At 41.3% G+C, this 20,529-nt stretch carries 18 protein-coding genes; 11 read left to right on the forward strand and 7 right to left on the reverse strand.

Going from position 1 to position 20,529, the window contains the following annotated elements; all coding sequences use genetic code 11:
- The first annotated feature begins 275 nt into the window (after positions 1-275).
- The 10 genes from QT711_RS10750 (at position 276) to QT711_RS10795 (ending at position 11,048) form a co-directional block, all read left to right on the forward strand.
- Positions 276-1,004, forward strand: coding sequence for a Bax inhibitor-1/YccA family protein (locus tag QT711_RS10750; RefSeq protein WP_317944240.1), 729 nt, complete (start codon positions 276-278; stop codon positions 1,002-1,004).
- A gap of 118 nt (positions 1,005-1,122) precedes the next feature.
- Entirely contained in the window at positions 1,123-1,497 is a 375-nt protein-coding gene (locus QT711_RS10755) for a DUF2500 domain-containing protein (protein WP_317944145.1), read from the forward strand.
- A 489-nt stretch (positions 1,498-1,986) separates the two neighbouring features.
- Complete coding sequence (locus QT711_RS10760) at positions 1,987-2,532, forward strand: helix-turn-helix domain-containing protein (protein ID WP_317944147.1); 546 nt, start codon at positions 1,987-1,989, stop codon at positions 2,530-2,532.
- Positions 2,533-2,547: 15 nt separating this feature from the next.
- The gene (locus QT711_RS10765; protein WP_317944148.1) at positions 2,548-4,590 is read left to right on the forward strand and encodes a hydantoinase/oxoprolinase family protein; all 2,043 of its coding nucleotides are present in this window, start codon (positions 2,548-2,550) and stop codon (positions 4,588-4,590) included.
- Between the two features lies 1 nt (position 4,591).
- On the forward strand, positions 4,592-6,328 hold the full coding sequence (locus tag QT711_RS10770) for a hydantoinase B/oxoprolinase family protein (RefSeq protein WP_317944149.1): 1,737 nt from the start codon (positions 4,592-4,594) through the stop codon (positions 6,326-6,328).
- A 15-nt stretch (positions 6,329-6,343) separates the two neighbouring features.
- On the forward strand, positions 6,344-6,658 hold the full coding sequence (locus QT711_RS10775) for a cupin domain-containing protein (protein ID WP_317944150.1): 315 nt from the start codon (positions 6,344-6,346) through the stop codon (positions 6,656-6,658).
- Between the two features lie 136 nt (positions 6,659-6,794).
- Entirely contained in the window at positions 6,795-8,111 is a 1,317-nt protein-coding gene (locus tag QT711_RS10780) for a purine-cytosine permease family protein (protein ID WP_317944152.1), read from the forward strand.
- A 300-nt stretch (positions 8,112-8,411) separates the two neighbouring features.
- Positions 8,412-8,765, forward strand: coding sequence for a DUF485 domain-containing protein (locus QT711_RS10785; RefSeq protein ID WP_317944154.1), 354 nt, complete (start codon positions 8,412-8,414; stop codon positions 8,763-8,765).
- 14 nt (positions 8,766-8,779) lie between these two features.
- On the forward strand, positions 8,780-10,327 hold the full coding sequence (locus QT711_RS10790; RefSeq protein ID WP_317944156.1) for a solute symporter family protein: 1,548 nt from the start codon (positions 8,780-8,782) through the stop codon (positions 10,325-10,327).
- 376 nt (positions 10,328-10,703) lie between these two features.
- A complete protein-coding gene (locus QT711_RS10795) occupies positions 10,704-11,048 on the forward strand; it encodes an ATPase (RefSeq protein ID WP_317944157.1) in 345 nt (114 codons plus the stop codon).
- Positions 11,049-11,163: 115 nt separating this feature from the next.
- Here QT711_RS10795 and QT711_RS10800 read toward each other — a convergent pair whose 3' ends face one another.
- Both QT711_RS10800 and QT711_RS10805 read right to left on the reverse strand, forming a co-directional pair.
- Positions 11,164-12,510, reverse strand: coding sequence for a dihydrolipoyl dehydrogenase family protein (locus tag QT711_RS10800; protein WP_317944159.1), 1,347 nt, complete (start codon positions 12,508-12,510; stop codon positions 11,164-11,166).
- 128 nt (positions 12,511-12,638) lie between these two features.
- Positions 12,639-14,231 (reverse strand): BCCT family transporter, encoded by a 1,593-nt coding sequence (locus QT711_RS10805; RefSeq protein ID WP_317944161.1) that lies wholly within the window; start codon positions 14,229-14,231, stop codon positions 12,639-12,641.
- A gap of 518 nt (positions 14,232-14,749) precedes the next feature.
- Between QT711_RS10805 and hpaB the strand changes: the two genes are divergently transcribed.
- Positions 14,750-16,204 carry a 4-hydroxyphenylacetate 3-monooxygenase, oxygenase component gene (hpaB, locus tag QT711_RS10810; RefSeq protein WP_317944163.1) on the forward strand — a complete coding sequence of 485 codons (1,455 nt, stop codon included), beginning with the start codon at positions 14,750-14,752 and terminating at the stop codon, positions 16,202-16,204.
- A gap of 243 nt (positions 16,205-16,447) precedes the next feature.
- Here hpaB and QT711_RS10815 read toward each other — a convergent pair whose 3' ends face one another.
- The 5 genes from QT711_RS10815 to QT711_RS10835 all read right to left on the reverse strand — a co-directional run bounded on the left by QT711_RS10815 (position 16,448) and on the right by QT711_RS10835 (position 20,391).
- Entirely contained in the window at positions 16,448-17,428 is a 981-nt protein-coding gene (locus tag QT711_RS10815; RefSeq protein ID WP_317944165.1) for a FecCD family ABC transporter permease, read from the reverse strand.
- Positions 17,425-18,444: a FecCD family ABC transporter permease gene (locus tag QT711_RS10820; protein ID WP_317944167.1), complete on the reverse strand. Its 1,020-nt coding sequence runs from the start codon at positions 18,442-18,444 to the stop codon at positions 17,425-17,427. The genes QT711_RS10815 and QT711_RS10820 overlap by 4 nt, the downstream gene beginning before the upstream one ends.
- A 1-nt stretch (position 18,445) precedes the next feature.
- Positions 18,446-19,399 carry an ABC transporter substrate-binding protein gene (locus tag QT711_RS10825; protein WP_317944169.1) on the reverse strand — a complete coding sequence of 318 codons (954 nt, stop codon included), beginning with the start codon at positions 19,397-19,399 and terminating at the stop codon, positions 18,446-18,448.
- Between the two features lie 85 nt (positions 19,400-19,484).
- Complete coding sequence (locus QT711_RS10830) at positions 19,485-20,285, reverse strand: helix-turn-helix transcriptional regulator (protein WP_317944170.1); 801 nt, start codon at positions 20,283-20,285, stop codon at positions 19,485-19,487.
- A complete protein-coding gene (locus tag QT711_RS10835; RefSeq protein WP_317944172.1) occupies positions 20,245-20,391 on the reverse strand; it encodes a hypothetical protein in 147 nt (48 codons plus the stop codon). The genes QT711_RS10830 and QT711_RS10835 overlap by 41 nt, the downstream gene beginning before the upstream one ends.
- Between the last annotated feature and the right edge of the window lie 138 nt (positions 20,392-20,529).

Genomic DNA, 20,529 nt, shown 5'->3' on the forward strand with positions numbered 1-20,529 from the left:
CCCTACAGCTTCTACTGTACATAACAAGTACACGCTTTGCTATTATAACGAAAATAATGGTCTATGAACATGCGCAGGTGAAATTCTTGAGTGGACTTTGCTTGGTGAGGACAGGTGTGGTTCTAGTTCGATGTAGGAGGCTGGATTGGACGCAGATGCCCTGCTTGTAAAAATTCCAGTGAAACAAAAATATTTACAAACAATTGAAACTATCTTTAGCAGATTTCGTATAGTTAACTAGACATATAATGAATGAGGAAGGGTTGTGATCGATGATGCGTTCAGCGAATCCAAGTTTAGGAGAAAACACTTTTAAGAACTTGAGTCGTAACGATGGAATGGCGATGACGATTCACGGTACGGTGAACAAAACGTTCATCTTGTTTTTGTTGCTCTGTTCAACAGCGTTGTTCACGTGGTACCAATTCTTCTCTGGCAGTTCAATTGAGTCGCTTGTTTGGATTGGAATTGGCGGAGGATTTGTCGTGGCACTCATTACAATTTTTGTGAAAAAAGTGGCTCCGTTTACCGCTCCCCTTTATGCACTCCTTGAAGGTTTTGCTGTAGGTGGAATTTCGGCCATGTTCGAGGCACAATATGCCGGTATCGCCATACAAGCAATTTTATTAACACTTGGGACGTTGTTCACTCTCTTGCTCGTCTATCGGTTAGGCATTATAAAAGTAACGGAGAATTTCAAACTTGGTGTTGTGGCAGCGACAGGGGCAATTTTCTTCGTCTATTTAGCCGATATCATTTTGCGATTCTTTGGAATGAGTGTGCCATTCATTCATGAAACTGGTCTCATTGGCATCGGCATTTCGGTCGTCATTGTCATTGTTGCAGCTTTAAATCTTGTACTCGATTTTGATTTCATCGAAAAAGGCGCGGAGCAAAGGGCACCAAAGTATATGGAATGGTACGGTGCATTCGGTCTTATGGTCACACTCGTCTGGTTGTATTTTGAAATTCTACGGTTGCTCTCTAAGTTGCGAAGCAAGTAAGAACTACCCGCTTATACATTGTAAAAAAGATCTACAAACTTAACTATTTTACAGAAATGATCAACTTGCAAAATTTCGTTTTCATTCACAAGTTTTCTGAAGGAGGTATGTTGTCTAAGTGGACTTCTATGCATTCGATGGTACGATGTCATCAGTCGTACCGGTTTTCATATTTATTATATTCGCTATCGTCATCGGCACAATCCTCGTCAAAACGGTGACAGGGGTTAGCCAGTGGTCAACAAATAACAATTCTCCCCAACTTTCGGTTTCTGCGCAAGTAATGACAAAACGGACAAATACATGGGGAGGCAGTGGTGATTCCTCTGCACACACTGATTACTACGTCACTTTTCAAGTGGAAAGCGGTGATCGAATGGAGTTCACTGTGAAAGGAAAAGAGTACGGTTTATTGGCGGAAGGTGATGTTGGGCTATTAAACTTTCAAGGAACGCGTTACTTAGGATTTGAGCGTATGAGGGATAAACCCTAATGTTCAATTCCCTTTTAAACTCTGAATTAAGATGAAGAATTTCCTATGCATCACAAATTTTATTTAAAAAGTGTAAACAATGTCATAATCGACTTTGTCTACACTCTGAAATCCCCTAAATTTTAGCGGGATTTTTTTATTTGCTTCAGCTTCATTTCGGACACATACCCAGCATATTATACGAATCTTGCATCACATTGTTTGGATATTCGTGATGCCTATATGTATTTTATTGTTCCTTATTCTTGCTAATAAAATTAGATAGAAATTCATTAGTTTTTTGTATATATTAGCTTCATCCCACCTATATACCCTCGATATAACACCTTACTTTTTAATACTCCAAATTTTATAAAAAACATTTTATAGTTCTCTCTTTTTAATGATGAAAATTTCTTCTAATTTCAAAAACAATATTGCATGCGATATATCGGTTATGTTATATTCATAAACATTACACCTATACTGTAATTTCGAAAGGATATGAAAATGGACGAAATTCATAACAAGATTAAAAACTTACGGTTGGAACGCAACTTAACGTTAAAAGAGTTAAGTGAGCAAACAGGACTCTCCCTTAGTTTTTTATCACAGATTGAAAGAGGGGCTTCTTCACTTTCAATCACTTCGCTGAAGAAAATATCGGATGCGTTAGGAATTCATATCAACTACTTTTTTGTGGATGAACACGAAAAACAAACATTTGTCATACGTGCCCATGAGCATCACCCTTTCACAACAAGTTCTGGAAGCCAAGTGTATTCTCGTTTGACAGGTACTTTTAATAATAGAAAATTAGAGCCTCTAAAAGTGACCCTCCCCCCTCATATGTATGAGGAACATCCTTATAGCCATAATGGCGAGGAATTCTATTACGTATTACAGGGTGAAGTCATTTTCTATTTGAATCACGAAAAGTATCACTTGTATGAAGGAGATACAATCCACTTTCCATCCAGTCTCATTCACCAATGGGAAAATCCATTGCCGACCGAAAGTATTGTGTTAAGTATTGTGACACCAATTATCTTTTAATGAGGAGTGAAGTACATGAGAGTAGCAACAGATATCGGAGGAACTTTCACAGATTTAGTATATGTAGATGAAAATGGCAAAATTGGCGTAGCCAAAAGCAGTACAACTCCACCTAATTTTGAAAAAGGGGTACTAGATGTTATTAAAAAAAGTGGTGTCGATCAAGTCCCGCTATCGATGTTCATCCATGGGACGACCGTTATCATTAATGCATTAACTGAGCGCAAAGGTGCTAAAACCGGCCTCATTACGACAAAAGGTTTTCGTGATGTGTTGGAAATTGCACGTGGAAACCGTCCTGACCTTTTCAATGTGAATTATCAAAAACCTGAACCTTTTGTGGAACGTCATTTACGACTAGAAGTGGGCGAACGGCTTACGTATAAAGGTGAAGTGTTAAGTGCACTTGACTTGGATGAAGTGAAAAAGTGTGTGGAGTTCTTTAAAAAAGAAGGCGTGGAAGCCATTGCAGTATCCTATCTTCATTCGTACGTAAATCCAACACACGAACAACAGACAGTACAATTAATCAAAGAACTGTGGCCTGAAGTGAAAGTAACAGCTTCTAGTGATATTACGAAGGAATGGCGTGAATATGAACGTACCAATACAGCTGTATTAAATGCGTATGTTCAACCTGCTGCCACAACGTATATAGATCGTTTGGAAAATGAGCTAAAGGCGCAAATCGAAATCGAACAACGTTATATTATGCAATCCAATGGCGGAACAACTAAGTTTGAAAAAGCGAAAGAAGCTCCGATCAATATGGTCGAATCCGGACCTGTTGCGGGAATTTTCGGTGCAGCTGTTCTTGGTGAAATGATCGATGAAAAGAATATTATCGCTTTCGATATCGGCGGAACGACTGCAAAGTGCTCGCTTATTGAAAATGGTGAAGTAAAAGTTTCGACGGACTATTACATCGAAAAGGACAGCCGACATGCTGGTTATCCGATTAAGACACCCGTTGTCGATATTGTTGAAATTGGAAATGGCGGTGGATCTATTGCTTGGATTGATCAGGCAGGTTCCTTAAAAGTGGGGCCTCAATCAGCAGGTGCATTCCCAGGACCGGTTGCGTACGGACAAGGTGGGACAGAACCGACTACGACTGATGCCAACTTGCTGACAGGCCGTCTTTCTTCCAAAAACTTCGATTATGACGTCGATCTTGATGCTGTGAAATATGCAATGGAGACAAAGATTGGGAACCATTTTGGTATTTCACCTGAAGATGCAGCCCTCGGGATTATCCGAATTGCCAATTCAAATATGTTAAATGCGTTGAAACTGATTTCCATCCGTAAAGGCTATAATCCTAAAGATTTCACTTTGCTTGCATTTGGTGGCGGAGGATCGATGCATGCTCCAGCTTTAGCTTTAGAGCTTGGTGTAAAAAAAGTCGTTGTTCCGATTGCTTCACCCGTGTTCTCGGCTTGGGGCATGCTTATGACCGACCTTCGCCATGATTATATTCAAACGTATATTAAGCGGATGAATGAATTAACAATGGAAGAAATTAATCAATCATGGACAGACATTGAAACGAACGCGTTCCGTCATTTTGAAGAAGAAGGAATGCCAGCAGAAAATGTTGAGTTCCATCGATTTGCTGATATGCGTTATCTAGGTCAAGAACATACCGTTAAAGTACCTGTTAGCAATGGTACGTGGACTGAAGATGATAAACAAAAAGCAATTGAAGTGTTCCATGACCTTCACGAAAAGAACTTTACATTCAAACTGGAAGATGTTCAAACAGAAATTGTAAATCTTCATGTTACTGCGTTTGGGAAAGTAGAAAAACCAACCATTTCAAAACAACTTAAAGACGGTGCAATCACTGAAGCATTAAAAGAAGAGCGCTCTGTTTATTACGAAAACGATGGTTGGGTAACAACGCCGGTTTATGATCGTGAAAAACTTCCTACAAACAAAGTTGTGGCGGGTCCTGCGATTGTAGAAGAAAAAGCGGCTGTCACAGTGATTTATAAGCAACAAAAGCTCTATGTAGATGAATACGGCAATATCATCATCGAAAAGGAGGAAAACTAATATGACCATTACTTCAAAAGTCGATCCGTTTACACTCGAAATCGTTAAAGACTCCCTCCTAGCGACGGGAGACGAGATGTTTGTCGCTCTTGCAAGAACGTCGATGAGCCCAATAATTTATGAAGTGCTTGACTATGCTAGTGGTCTTACTGATGCAAAAGGAAATCTTCTTACACAAGGTAATGGGGTTACCGGGTTTATCGGGATGTTAACCTTCATGGTGAAAGAGACGTTAAAGAAATACCCTGGCGACAAGTTAAAAGAAGGAGACATTATTATCATTAATGACCCGTACCAAGGTGGAGGCTCTCATTTGTCAGATGTCGGCCTCGTCATGCCAATCTTTTTTGAAGGTGAGCTCATTGCCTTTTCAGCCAATAAAGCACACTGGACAGAAGTCGGTGGGAAGGACCCGGGATCATTCACGAACGACTCGGTGGATATTTTCCAAGAAGGTCTCCAGTTCTCTTGTCTAAAACTTTATGATGAAGGAAAAGTGAACGATGCACTCGTCGAAATTATTCGCTCCAACGTTCGCTTCCCTGATCTTTCGCTCGGTGATATGTGGGCACAAGTTGCAGCACTGCGTACAGGAGACCGTCGTTTACAAGAATTGTGTAAAAAACATTCGAAAGATACGATTCTTGCAGCGATCAACTATTTGCTTGATCACGGTGAAAAGATTTCTAGAGAAGAATTAAAGAAATTGCCCAAAGGTGAATTCTATGCAGAAGACTTCATCGACACAGATGGCATTGGGAACGGACCATTTCCTATTAAAGTAAAAGTGACAATTACGGATGATGAATTCATCTGTGACTTTAGAGGAAGTTCACCTCAAGTACCTGGCCCGATGAACTGTTCGCTCACAGGATTAACATCTGCCGTCCGTGCAATTTTCTTAGCCATTACGAACCCAGCTCAGGATGTCAATGATGGTGTATTCCGCCCATTGCGTATCATCACAGATCCAAAATCGATTATGTCAGCAGAACGTCCCGTACCAGTGTCCAACTATTTTGAAACACTATTAGGGAGTTTGGATCTCGTTTGGAAAGCAATGGCACCACACTTGCCAGAACGCTTAAATGCCGGGCATTTCCTATCGGTTTGTGCCGTCACCTTAAATGGCATGCATCACGAAACTGATGAGGCTTTCCTTATCGTTGAACCTTCTGTCGGTGGATGGGGTGCATCGAATCGTAATGATGGGGCTTCCGGCCAATTCTGCATGGGAGACGGCGAAACGTACAACGTTCCAGTCGAAGTTGCAGAAACGAGATATGGCGTCATGTTAGATGAGTACAGCCTTCGAGAAGACGGTAACGGTGCAGGCGCCGGAAAGTATGTCGGCGGAAAAGGAGTCACTCGTTCATACCGCGCGATGACTGATGGCCAAACAGTCACTGTAACCTATGGCCGCAATAAGTTCCTACCATGGGGCATCGACAAGGGGCATCAAGGATCACCAAACGAATTTTATGTGGATAAAGCAGATGGCACAACAGACGGCCCGTTTGGTGTATATCCTCGATATAAACTGAATAAAAATGACGTTGTTCGCCTTATGACGGGTACTGGTGGAGGTTACGGAAATCCGAAAGAACGCCCTGCTGCACAAGTGGCAAGTGACGTCAAAAATGGCTATTTTACAGTGGATGAAGCACGAGACATTTTCTACGTAGAAGTAGATACAAACACATTTGACTACAAAGAACTTGCTGGCAGAGCACAATAAAGGGGATTAACGACAATGAAAAAACAAACACCTCAGAACACGAATGAAATTGTTCAAAACTTATTTCATGATCAATTTCCAAACGCAGAAGTGAAATTTGGCTATGTCACAGTTCCTGCAGGAGAACGTCTCCCTGCTGAAGGGACAACCTTCCATGAAGAACAAGAGTATTCCTTTATTACAAAAGGCAAACTGATTGGTGAATCTGGCGGTGAACTTTTTGAAATATCAGCAGGCGAAGCATCTTTCATTCCTGCCGGTGAAGTTCATTGGTGCCAAAATCCAGGAGACGAACCAGTTGAATTAATCTTTGCGCTTGTCAAAGCATAACTCGCAAAAAAAATTGAGAAAGCTTCGTATCCTTACTAATCGAAGCTTTCTCGAACTATACAACAAACTTTATATGAACTACCATTAAAAATATCTGAATAATTAATCTTTTTAAGCTTAACTAAGGGGTGAAACGATGGAACAACAACAAAACGGTAACAACTCAGAACACAATATACTTGGACAAGATAATGCATTAGCACCTGTCCCAGAAGGTCAAAGACAACATTGGATAACGCCTGCAATTATTTTTGGGGGTTTGGAATTCACAATCCCCGTCCTCATGGTAGGCGCTTCACTTACAGCTAGTTTCGGTATGAGTAAAATTCTGCTCATTCTAATCATTGCACTTTTCGGCTTTCAATGGGTTGGGAACGCTCTCCAAGGTTATATTGGTGCAAAAACAGGTCGCTCTTCTTCTGTTATCGCGAAATCCAGCTTCGGTTCGGTACAGGCTCGTGTCATTGTCGGTTTCACAATTTTCATTGTGTCGCTCGGCTGGTGGGCATTACAAACAGCTGTAGCCGGGAATGCAATGTCTGCAATGTTCGGCATTGATTATCATACAAACTGGTTAGGTTGGGCACTCATTACAACAATTGCAGGTCTTCTTTTCGCACTACCTTCTATTATTGGTTATAACTCTATGAAATGGACAGACTATCTTGCGGTTCCATCGGGATTACTCCTCATCATTGGTGGAATTTATCTTACAATGAAAAATACAGGTTGGGACACAATCATGGCTTGGAATCCTGAACCAAGCATGACAATTCTAGCAGCAATTAGTTTAGTTATTGGGGTAAACGTGTCTCAATGGGTAATTGCTTCTGACTACACGCGGTATGCAAAACCTAAATGGAAAGATAACTGGATTATCCCAAGTGGAATTGCGGTTATCGGTTTTCCTCTATTCCTAGTAGGTGCAATCATGTCCGTAGGTGTCGGGGAAGCGGATATTGTGAACGTCATGATGAACTTAGGCTTCCCGTTTTGGGGCTTCCTAATTCTTTGGTTAGCTACTTGGACATCACAACTCGTTAATAACTATAGTATGGGATTAGCTTTAGCAAACTTGTTGAATGTGAACTCTGGTAAAGGACGCGCACTATTGACTCTTCTTGGTACAATTTTAGCGATTATCGTCGCCTTAGCTGGAATTCTTCAATACTTTGAGGACTTCCTCTACTTGACTGCCCTCTTATACCCGGCAATTGGTGGTGTAATGATGGGAGACTTCTTCATCATCCGTAAACAACAATGGGTAGAGTGCCCAGGTTGGAACTGGATGGCGACAATTGCTGTTGTAGCAGGTGTCATCGTCGGCTATATTACACAATATATAACACCGATGGGTTTACCAGCAGTTCAATCACTACTTGTCTCTGTTATCGTATATGTAATTGCCATGCGCATTAAAAAGAAAATTTCTCCAGATCAATTTACTGGCTGAGAATAGAAAGATTCCATCAATCCAACATCGGATTCGGTGGAATTTTTTTATTCATTTAAGATATTGAAGCTCCTTTTATGTCCGGACATACAACCAATTGACTTAAACCTACCTTAAGTTCTTATTAGTAGAATAATTATAATTATTATTAAAAAATAATATTGATTATTTTCTGTCATTTTGGTAGATTGAACACAGACATGTGCTTCTTTGGTATTTCGACAAAATCGATTGGGGGATCTATTTTGTTTTAGACAAGGAAACAGATGAATTTTTTATAGACAAAGGAGATGGGAGTTAGTGACAGTCAAGTCGAGAGAACAGAAAAAACTTGGTAAAACGTCTGGTCCGTTACAACAGTCTGATTATGAACGGATTATTGAAACGCCCGAGTTCAAGCAGCTCGTCAAGAAGAAAAACCGCTTTTTAACACCTTATGTCATCGCATTCTTTACCATTTATCTAATGTTGCCTGTGTTAACTGGCTATACGTCGATACTCGAAACACGCGCAATCGGTTGGATGACGTGGACATGGGTCTATGCGTTCGGTTTATTCGTCATGGTATGGGTGTTTACACAAATTTATGTAAAGAAATCGAGACAATTCGACAAAGAAGTAGACCATGTACTTGACAAGCACGTTCGACAATAAGGGGGAATTGGACTATGAACTTTTTTTCTGTTGCAATCTTTTTTGCGGTCATTTTGCTAACACTTTACATTACGTATTGGGCTGCCAAACAAACAAGGACAGCCAGTGATTTTTATACGGCTGGCGGTTCTCTGACCGGCTGGCAGAACGGTATGGCGATTGCTGGGGATTATTTATCGGCAGCCTCTTTCCTAGGTATTGCCGGTGCAATTTCTTTAAATGGCTTTGACGGGTTTTATTATAGTGTCGGTTTTCTAACTGCCTATTTGGTTGTTCTATTTCTAATTGCAGAACCGCTTCGTAACCTTGGGAAGTATACGATGGCCGATATGATTGGTTCTCGTTTTGGTGCGAAAAAAGTTCGTGGAGCAGCTGCACTAAATACGATTACGATTGTACTTTTCTATATGCTTGCCCAACTTGTCGGTGCTGGTGCGCTTATTAAACTACTATTCGGTATTGATTATATGCTTTCTGTACTCATTGTCGGCGTGATGATGCTCATTTACGTCTTATTTGGTGGTATGACAGCAACGAGCTGGGTACAAATTGTAAAGGCCATTTTGCTTATGATTGGGACAATCGTCATTTCATTCCTTGTGTTAATGAAATTCAACTTCAATTTCGTTGGAATGTTTGACGTTATGCGTACTGCGACAGATCACGGAGAATCCTTCCTTCATTCCGGAGTCGTCTACAAAGATCCAATTGGACTGATCTCTGTTTTACTTGCACTCGTTCTTGGAACAGCAGGACTGCCACATATTTTGATGCGCTTCTTTACAGTGAAAGATGCAAAGACCGCTCGCTCCTCTGTCGTTTATGCAGTTTGGATTATCGGTATTTTTTACGTACTTACAATCTTCCTAGGATTCGGCGCAGCAAAGTTTGTCGGTTCGAAAGCCATCATTGCTGAAAACCCGGCCGGAAATATGGCTGCTCCTATGCTTGCAGGAGTCCTTGGCGGAGATCCACTTGAATCTTTCGTAGCTGCCGTTGCATTCGCAACAATTCTTGCCGTAGTTGCAGGGCTAGTGCTTTCAGGTGCATCCGCTATTGCGCATGACATTTATGGTGAAATTATTATGAAAGGTAAAGTTTCAGAGAAACAACAAGTGTTAGCAGCCCGTATTGCGGCAATCAGTGTCAGTGTCGTTTCAATTCTTTTGGCGCTTGGTTCAGAAAAATTGAATGTCGCATTCCTTGTTTCTCTAGCGTTTTGTATCGCGGCATCCGCCAATGTTCCAACGTTATTGATGACGATTTACTGGCGAAAATTCAATACAACGGGTGCAGTCGCCTCGATGCTGACCGGGTTATTTACGGCGCTTATTCTCGTATCTGTCAGTCCAAACGTCATTAACCCAGTTCCTGGAGCTGCATTCTTCGTAGGCGAACCACTCTTCCCGTTCGTCAATCCGGCAATCATTTCGATACCTGCAGGATTCATCGCTGCAGTTGTCGGTACGTATGTTGGCGCCAAACGTCACGAAGCTGAAGAAACTTCCTATGCAGAAGTGCGCTTTAAAGCAGAAACGGGCTATCGTGGTGTAGAGAGCTAACCATTCAATATTTCTATACTAATTAGCCCCTCTAGCGATTAATTCGCAGACAAGCTCTATTAACAATCAAAATTACTATACGATTATGACCTACAATACATGAGCCGATTCGTACTGATTCGGTTCATGTATTTTCATTTTGTCCATCATCACGCTTCTGCTGTAACTGATCACCAAAATATTTCCACGTTAGGACTCACACAGTTTGTAAAATCTTTTTAATGAGCAATCAACCATTCCACTCAATGAATATACCCATATCTTCAACAATATTTATTACTGATTTGATTCAATCGTTCAGTACATGTACAAAACCGCGAATAGAATGATAGTGTAATCTGCAGATTATAGAGCTTATTAGAAGGAGGTGTATTGAATGCCTTATACAACTGGACCGATCGAAAACGTCGGGAACTTGCCATCTAATGCAACTTCCGTTCAAATAAAAATCCTGAATCGCACAGGAGGTATGCTTACAGGTGTTGTTCGAGTTTTCCGTCTAAACGGGACAAGACAACTCATTACTTCCACAAACTTTGCCGCTGCGGCTAATGCATCGACTGTTCGCAACTTGGGTTTAGGTGCAGGAACGCTTCAATATGAAGTGGAAATTGTTCCAAATCAAAACGGTGGAATCTATTCCGTTTACGGCTTAACAGCTTCAGGTGTAATCCTTCAAGCCCAAAGGGTACTGAATTCAGAATTGACGCAGATTCTCTAATTCAATAAGTTTGTGGCGAACATTTCTATATGTACTGTCATCTCCTACAAATTAATTTAAGGGGTTGTTCCTTAGTCGATTGCTATCGTACTTTGGGACAACCCCCTCTTTTTTGCTAAATCATATAAGAAATATCGGACGCAACGGTAGGATAAGCAAATGCCATTTTCTTTAGTTCTTTAATGGGCAACTCAAAACGGATCGCCGTTGCAAAGTGATTGATGAGTTCATGCGCTTCACCACTTAATAGATGCGCCCCTAGAACAACTCCTTTTTGCGAATCGGTAATGACTTTAAACGCTGCATGCCTTTCATTTGTCCGTCGATACGTAAACCAATCAGACACTTCTTCGAAACGTATGTCTACTTCCCTTCCACATTCTTTTGCTTGTTGTTCCGTCATGCCTACTGAGGCGAGTTTTGGAGTGGTGAAAACGACAGATGCAACAGCTGGGTACTGCGCTTTTTTCTCATTGCCCCTTAGTAAATTTGCCGCAACAATATGAGATTCGGTTGTTGCAATTGGTGTCAAAGGAGGACCGTCCGTTGCAGCAACGTCACCAGCTGCATATACACGTGGATTACTCACACTTTGCAAATACTCATTGACACGGACACCATTCTTATCGCTTTCCACATTCCCCTTTTCCAAGTCCATATTTAGTGCAGGCGAGCGACCAGCTCCATGAACGACTAAATCAGCTTCCCATTCATGTCGCTTCTCACCCGCTGCTCCGATAATGGTATATTGGTCACCTTCTCTTTCGATTTCTTCCACAGAGACGCCTAAGTGTAGGTGTACGCCAATTTCTCGCGAACGTTTCAACAATAGTTGGACAAGATCTTGATCAAACTGCTTTAAGGGATTATCTCCTCTATGGATAATATGGACTTCAGCTCCTGCGCGAGCGGCAATGTGCGCAAATTCAAAGGAGATGTATCCACCACCGACAAAGACGATTTTTCTCGGCAGTTCTTCAAGCTCTAGAAAATCGTCGCTGGACGCTAAGTGCTCCTCCCCTTGAATCCCCATCTTTACAGGTTGAGCTCCTGCGGCAATCAAAATATGCTCGCCCACCAACAAGTGCGATCCAACTTGTATTTCCGTTTCACTTTGGAACACCGCTTTGCCTGTGTACATCTGAATGCCTAGTTTTTTAAACTTTTCTTCTGTTTGTTCAGGAACCGGTTGTGTAAAAGTTTGCTTGAATGCCATCAACGCTTGCCAATCAATCTTTGCATGTCCAGCAAGACCATTCCCTTGCATCCGCTCGTGCCAATCCATTAATTCTGCTGCGCCTACAAGGACTTTTTTGGGATCACATCCTCGGATTGCACATGTCCCTCCAAATGGTCGGTCGTCAATGATCGCAACACTCCATCCTGCCTCTGAACATTTTTTTGCAGCAACTGCGCCTGCACTTCCTGTTCCGATGACAATTAAATCGTATTTGTTATCCATCTGACTCTCCTCCTTGTCACGAATATACACTTCTCTAATCGTACCCTCGTTTGAAAGGAGTAAATCATTTATCCGCATAAGAAAAACGCCAGCACAGAGTAAGTGTGCTGACGTTTCTCATTTTGCAGTCATACGCTTTGTGTATGGTCGTCTTGTTTATCAATTTTTGCATGATCGTCTTCAGTGCGAACAACCTGTTGCGCGACAGGAAACTGTTCACGCGCTAAAATCCCCGCAACTTTCGGGGCTGTCCAAAGCAACGGAAGTAGAAACAAGGAAACCGGAACAGCCGCCACGACAATGAATGATTGGATGGCAGTGATGCTCCCTTCTCCAATTGCTAGAAGGACGATTGCGACTGCTCCCATAATCATCGCCCAAAAGATCCGTAACATCTTTGGTGGCTTAGAATTTCCTCGAACTGCTACCGAAATGGTATAGGACATTGAATCTGCTGTTGTCACAACAAACAAAATCGTAACAATTAGAAAGGCAGGTGCAATGATGACACTGAACGGCAACTGCTGCGTAATTGCGATCATTGCTGCTGGCATGCCTGCACTGTTCAGCGCATTAGAAATTACACCCGGTTGCAGTAACTCGTAGAAAATTCCTGATCCACCAACAACCGTAAACCAGAAGCACGTTACGACAGGAGCAATAATGGATATTGATACAACAAGCTCTCTAATTGTCCGTCCTCTTGAAATCGTAGAAATGAAAACGCCCATCATTGGACCGTAGCCTAAAAACCAACCCCAGAAAAAAACCGTCCATAATCCAAGCCATTCAGAATCTCCGTGGTACGTGCTAATGCGTAGAAATTCTTGCAAATGCACACCAGATGCAGATAAGAAATTCGTAAGAATAAACCCACCTGGCCCTAATAAAAGGACGACAACCATTAATACTAACGTTAACAAGATATTCAGATTGCTTAAAAACTGGATCCCTTTTCGGAGCCCTGTGATTGCTGAAATCATTGCAATCGCTACAACACCTACAATAATGAAGATTTGCGTAAACATATTATTCGGTATACCGAATATCGCTTCCATGCCGTATGCCGCTTGCAAACCAAGAAATCCAATCGGTCCAATTGTTCCAGCTGCTACAGAAATGATGGCAAATGCATCGACCGCTGTCCCTAGCGCACTCTTCGTCATAATTTTCTCTCCGAATATTGGATAGAGCAGCGAGCGAGGTTTCAGCGGCATTCCTTTATGATAGTGTGCATACATTAAAACGATCGTGCTCAGTGTACCGAGGATCGACCATGCTAGAAACCCCCAGTGCAAATAACTTTGTGCTAGTGCCGGAATGACCGCTTCCTTTGTACTTGGCTCAACGCCATTAAATGTTGGCGGCGTACTAATAAAATGATACATCGGTTCCGCAGCGGCCCAGAACACACCGCCCCCCGCTAGTAAGGTTGTCATAATCATTGCTAGCCATTTAAATTTCCCTATCTCAGGTTTCTCTAATTTTCCAAGACGCACGCGTCCATAACTTGACAGGGCAATACCGATTGCGACAAAAAAGACACCTAACAGAAGTGCTTGCCAAAATGCTCCAAAATATTTTACAGCAAACGCAAATGACGTATCGACTGCGTTCGTGACGAAATCTAAATTGAGTAACGATGCGACTACGAATGCAACGAGTAGTCCACCACTAATCATTAATACGGGCCAGTCCGTTTTTGGCTGGTCTAACTTCATGCCTTCACTCCTCTCAACATTACTACTAACACCGGTTGAATTTCTTCTGATGCTAATAAAGGCATTCCAAGTAAATATATTGTTTACCTAAAGTGGTTAAATTACGCTACTATCGTCTATACGTCAACTGTTTAAGTTTATTTTTACATCAAATTAATAGGTTTTACTTTCTTAAATCACAAGATATTAATCGATATTCCCCTATGCATCTTCAACAATTTCAGGTAATACATTATTTAATTTTTACATACCTATCAGTTGTTTACGTCATTAAGTGAGAAAATTCAATAGATGAATTTATTCGCTTTATAAAAAAATATAACGCGTTAAAAATAATGTTCATCATTTAACTTTTATATTCACATACAAAACGTTCATTTTTTCATGTAACGACGATCGTCATACTAAACGCAAACACTTCTTCTTCTATAGAATGGTTGAACACGGAAAAATCATGCTTCTTTGTCACATGAAAATAGTTGGTAATATACTAGAAAAAACACATACGGGGGAATGATGTGGGAGCGATAAATGGCAGTGATTTTCTTAAAAAGATCAATTCACTCAATAATGAAATTTGGCTTGACGGTATGCAAGTAAAAGGACCACTTTCTGACAATAGTGCCTTTAAAGGAATTCTGCGCACAAAAGCCGCTTTGTATGATGCCCAAGTATCCCCAGAGTTGTTACAAAAAATGACCTATACGTCACCAACTACAAAAGAACGTGTCGGTTTATCTTTCATGCAACCTCGCACAATCGAGGAATTACGGTTGAGAAGACGTATGATTGAACAGTGGGCTCGCCAAACTTGCGGGCTACTCGGTAGAAGTCCTGATTATTTAAATACAGTCATGATGAGTTTTGCCTCTTCGCGTTATTTATTGGAGGGAAAGGAGAATTGTTTTCCTCAACATATGCTAGCTATGTATGAAAAAGCGAGAGATAATGATCTTTCATTCACCCATACTTTCATTACACCTCAAGTGAATCGATCTCAAGCTTACTTCGAATGTAGCGACGAACCAATTGCTGCAAAAGTTGTAAAGAAAACAAATGATGGGCTTATCATTAGAGGAGCACGTCTTCTTGCGACTCAAGGTGGATTGACAGATGAAATTCTCGTATTCAGTACACCGAAACTACTTTGTGAACCTGAGGAAGCTTTCGCATTTTCCATCCCCTCAAATTCAAAGGGGTTGCGTTTCATTTGCCGAGAATCTTTTGTCGGAGGCACGTCAACGTTCAACTATCCACTCAGTTCCCGATTTGATGAGATGGATTCACTAGTCGTGTTTGATAACGTCCTAGTCCCTTGGGAACGTGTATTTTTCTACGATGCTCCCGAAGTCGCCGCAACCTTTTTCGGTGCAAGTTCCTTTCAACCTTTCACGTTTCACCAAGTCATCACGAGACAAATCGTCAAAACCGAATTCATGCTAAGTGTCGCCGAACTGCTTGTACAAACGATTAACATCAGTGAATATCAGCACATTCATGAAAAACTATCGGAAATCATCATCGGGCTTGAAACGATGAAAGCACTGCTCGCAAAATCCGAAATGGACGCAACAGTCGATACAGCAGGTTATATGCGACCAAGCCTGTTACCTTTGCAAGTTGCAAGCAACATCTTTCCGAAACTCTATCCACGATTTAGTGAAATCATTCAGCTGATCGGAGCGAGTGGAATGGTTACATTGCCTACCGAAAAAGACTTTCAATCTGAGCGCATTCCTGACCTCCACCACTATTTACAAGCTGCAAACCAGTCTGCAGAAGACCGGGTGAAAATCTTCCGTCTCGCTTGGGACCTCACCATGAGCGCATTCGGCACAAGACAAACCCAATATGAACGCTACTTTTTCGGAGATCCCGTTCGGTTAGCCAGTTACCTGTATAAGTCGTATCCGAAAGATGCACATATGGAGATGGTTGAAAAATTGATAGGGATACAAGTTGGAAAGCGGTAATTGAAGTGATTAGGAAATACCATCTTACACGTGTTGCTAGTGTGAGGTGGTATTTTCAACTTGAAGCGAGTGTTGTGTTGCGAGCGGATTACGTTGTGATACGAATGAAGGATGTTGCGATGCGCAGCTGTTACGTTGTGATACAAAGTATTTACATCTTTGATCCCCCATTTATTAAACTTGGCCAACAGTGAGCATGTGACTTTTCACTGTTGGCCGGTAGCTACCGTTACAATTTTCATCCTAACGGATACGCTTATTCTCCTTTCGAAGAAGATAGACAAAGTATGGAGCGCCGATGATAGCGGTCATGATGCCGACAGGAACTTCCCTTGGAAGAATGACCACTCTACCGATTATATCGGACAGTAACAGTAAATTCGCACCAACTAGTGCAGCTAAAGGGATTACGTATTGATGACTGCTCCCAACAAGTTTACGTGCAATATGTGGTGCAATCAGTCCGATGAAACCGATGGCACCTATCGACGCAACTGAAAAGCCGGCTAACGAGACCGATAATAACAACAACCAAAATCGTTGGGGAATGACGACGACCCCTAAAGATTGGCTGAGGTCATCTCCTAATTGCAAGACATTTAACTTTTTGTATTGCATCCATGCAATCGGGATAAGGATGGCAATCCAAGGTAACAGAGCGTATACATCAAGCCAGCTTCTTCCCCATAAGCTTCCTGACATCCACAACAGCGCCATATTAATATCAGTTGGAAACTTCACCAGTAAAAATTGAATGCCGGATTGAAAAATGGCACCAAGCGCAATGCCGACAAGCGCAAAAGAAGCTGGTTTTAATGTAAAACGTCTTGTAATAAGGAATAGCAGTACAAAAACTACGAGCGCTCCAAAAAGAGCTGCTGCAGGAAGTACATACACTGGTGAGCTTGGAAATACGAACAATACGAAAGCTGCGAAAAATCCTGCTCCTTTTGTAACACCTATAACGTCAGGGCTCGCTAAAGGATTACGAACTATACTTTGTAAAATCACACCAGAGACCGCTAATCCGAAACCGGCGAGTATACTAATGATCACTCTTGGAAAGCGATACTCAAAAATGATGAAAGAGAATTGTTCATTTTCTCCGAACAGACTACTCCATAGATTTGCAGGAGAAATCATAACCGTTCCGACACTTAGCGAGAGAAAGAATAGAGCAACCATCAAGAAAAACGCATAGACAATTATCCAAGTTTTCTTCATCTCTCTGTGACCCCTTTCTTTCGTGCTAAATAGATGAAGAAAGGCCCGCCTATTAATGCCGTAACAATTCCTACAGGCGATTCATAAGGAAAAGCGATAAAGCGACTGAGCAAATCCGCATAAATAAGAAGCATGCCCCCTAACAACGCTGTAAGTGGAACAAGTACTTTCAGGTCATAACCAACAAGCGAGCGTGCAATATGAGGTACTAGCAAACCAACAAAACCGATAGGACCGCAAATTGCAACTGCAGATCCAGCTAGTAAAATGACAATCAGCATGCCAGTAACTTTTACAGCCATTACACGTTGTCCTAACCCAGCAGCTACATCATCATCTAAAACCAATAACTTAAATGAAGGCAGCATGATTGCAAATAGTAATATGCCAAAGAATGTCCACGGCAAGATTGTTTTTAGTTCATACCAACCTAATTGGTCCACTGCGCCAACTAACCAAAACAGCATACTTTCCGTGGACTGTTGGTTAAGAATAATAAGACCTTCTGTCAATGAGGTAAAGAGAAAGTGGATGGCGATACCTGCTAACACTAATTGGATATGTTGCTTTTGATCGATTCCGGCTAGCAAAAAGACCAGTACTGCTCCAAGCACAGCACCCAAAAATGCGAAATAAATAGCGCCAGTTAGTGAGAAATTTGTAAATAACAAGAGGCCGATTACTACAGCAAATGATGCACCTGCGTTAATACCAAAAACATGGGGAGAGGCGACCGGATTTTTCGTAATGGCCTGTGTCAGTAAACCCGCCAACGCCATGTGTACACCGACTAAAAATGTGCCAAGTGCTCTTGGCAGTCTTAACGTTTGAATATATAGATGCTCTCTTCCCTGCCCTTGAAATGTAATCGCTTCGAAAAAAGTTGACCATGAAACAGACGCTTGTCCCCACTTCAAACTTAAGAAGAAACCAAACAAACAAAGCACGATTACTAGTGGAAATAAGAAGAGCAGAAACGCTGTACGCTTCTGCCTCTCAAATCGATTGGTAACCATATCAATTCACACCTAGTTGATTGCTAAGATCATCAATTATTTTTTCAGACCCTATTAGCCCCCTGGATAATGCCCAATCTCTTCTTTCCACTGTAAACACTTTATTGTTTTTAACAGCTTCAATTTCTTGCCACAAAGGATTTTCAGACCACACATCTACAATGGTCTCTTCAGTGGCTGGCATTAAGAAAATTGCTTCGGGGTTCGTCTCCACCAGTTGCTCAAGGCTTAACTTTGGATAAGAATCTTCACTTTTCACCGGATCATCAAAGCCAAGACTAGTTAAAAATGACCCTACATACGAGTGATCAGAATGAGCAAAGAAACCTTCGGGATTCGTTACAGCAGGCAAAATTGTCATTTCTGCATTTGCTAGGCCAGCCTTCAATGCATCGATCTTCTCATTATGCTGTTGCAGTCGCTTTTTCCCTTCCTCTTCTTTCCCTACCGCTTTAGCGATGACCAAGTAATTATCGAGCATTTGGCTGTAATCGGCTTGGTGATCATCTAAAACAATCGTTGGAGCAATTTTCTTTAATTGGTCGTAGATTGCTTTATGATGATTCAAGTCCGCGATAATTAAATCCGGTTGAAGAGAACTTAGCAGCTCAATGTTCGGTTCATAACGTGAGCCGATCGATGTATAGTCACCCAACTGCTCTTTAACAGTATCCATGAATAACGCAGGATTATCATCATCCGCAATGCCGATTGGTTGAACATCAAGAGTCATGAGTGCATCCACATAACTAAATTCCAAGACAACTACTTTTTCAGGATTTTCAGCAAGAGCTGTTGTACCCATTGCATGTTGAATTTCATTCCCATTTTGATTTATATCTTTTGGTTCTTGCTTTTTTGTTTGATCATCCGTTGACTTGCCGCAACCAATAAGACTTACTAATAAAACAAATAGAACGGCAAAGCCCAGTAATTTTTTACGCCGATGGTTCATCTTGTGTTCCTCCTTAAATGATTATGATTCTCATTATCGTTCAAATGAACCTAGTTGAACATATCAATACGCAAGAACTAACATGTCATATTTGCAGACTTTCTTCTTGCTCACGATAAATTGAAGGTGCACATCCGACAATCTTTTTGAAACTACGACTAAAATGAAAGTAATCTGCACAGCCAACCATGGATGCAATTTCCTTTGCCGTTAAATCTGTTTGCACTAATAATAGTTTCGCTTTTTCTATTCGCAAATTGATGAGATAGGTATTAACAGTTGTCCCCGTCAGTTTCTTAAATAGTACGGTATAATGTCCAACACTTAATCTAGCGCGCTGTGCAAGCATTGGCAATGTAATATCAACCATATAATGCTGATTCATATAGGGAATAGTCTCTTTTACTAAATCCAAGGTCGATTTCTTCTCATTGTTCATGGCCGTTTCTACCATGTATATGAATAATATCCTTTCAAGCAAGAGCCGCTCCTTCATGGCTGTTAATGCTTCGACTTGATTGGCATTATGAAGCGCTCGTATGCGGATTAACTCTTCTACCAAATGAAGGATTTTTCCGACACTCGTTGAAAATAGAGGTCCCTTTAAACTCCACCCCTGTTCAGCATGTAGCATCTTATACGAAATTATCACGTACTCGGAGAGTTTCGTTTTTGGCATGTCAATTTGTATCGGATAGTCATCGACATGCAGTGCAAACCCTTCTGTACAGATGAAAGGAGCTTGACGGGAAGTAGTAATTTTGACATGACCATGCGTAACGATAAGAATGGCATGATTCTCAGCATGTACGCAATTTTGTGTATCTGAATAAGTTGCTATATTTTCAACAAGGGGAATACTTGTCGATAATTGGTGAAAACTCATTTGTCGTCATCCTTTTCATCCATTTATAGATGGTCTTGTCCGTTTCTAAAATATGATTTATAGCCATCTTTAACATTCCTACTAGCGCATTGATAATAATTCTCATTTATTTCACAAATATATCTTCTAGCCCATCGCTTGTCAAACCGATTTTTGTATATATTAGGACCACTCTCTGCGCTGTAAAGTCTCGCCATGGATTTCCCTGTGTTGCGAAATCAAAGAATTCTTGTAAATTGTATTT

The sequence above is a fragment of the Sporosarcina saromensis genome (assembly GCF_033253735.1).
Classification (GTDB): domain Bacteria; phylum Bacillota; class Bacilli; order Bacillales_A; family Planococcaceae; genus Sporosarcina; species Sporosarcina saromensis.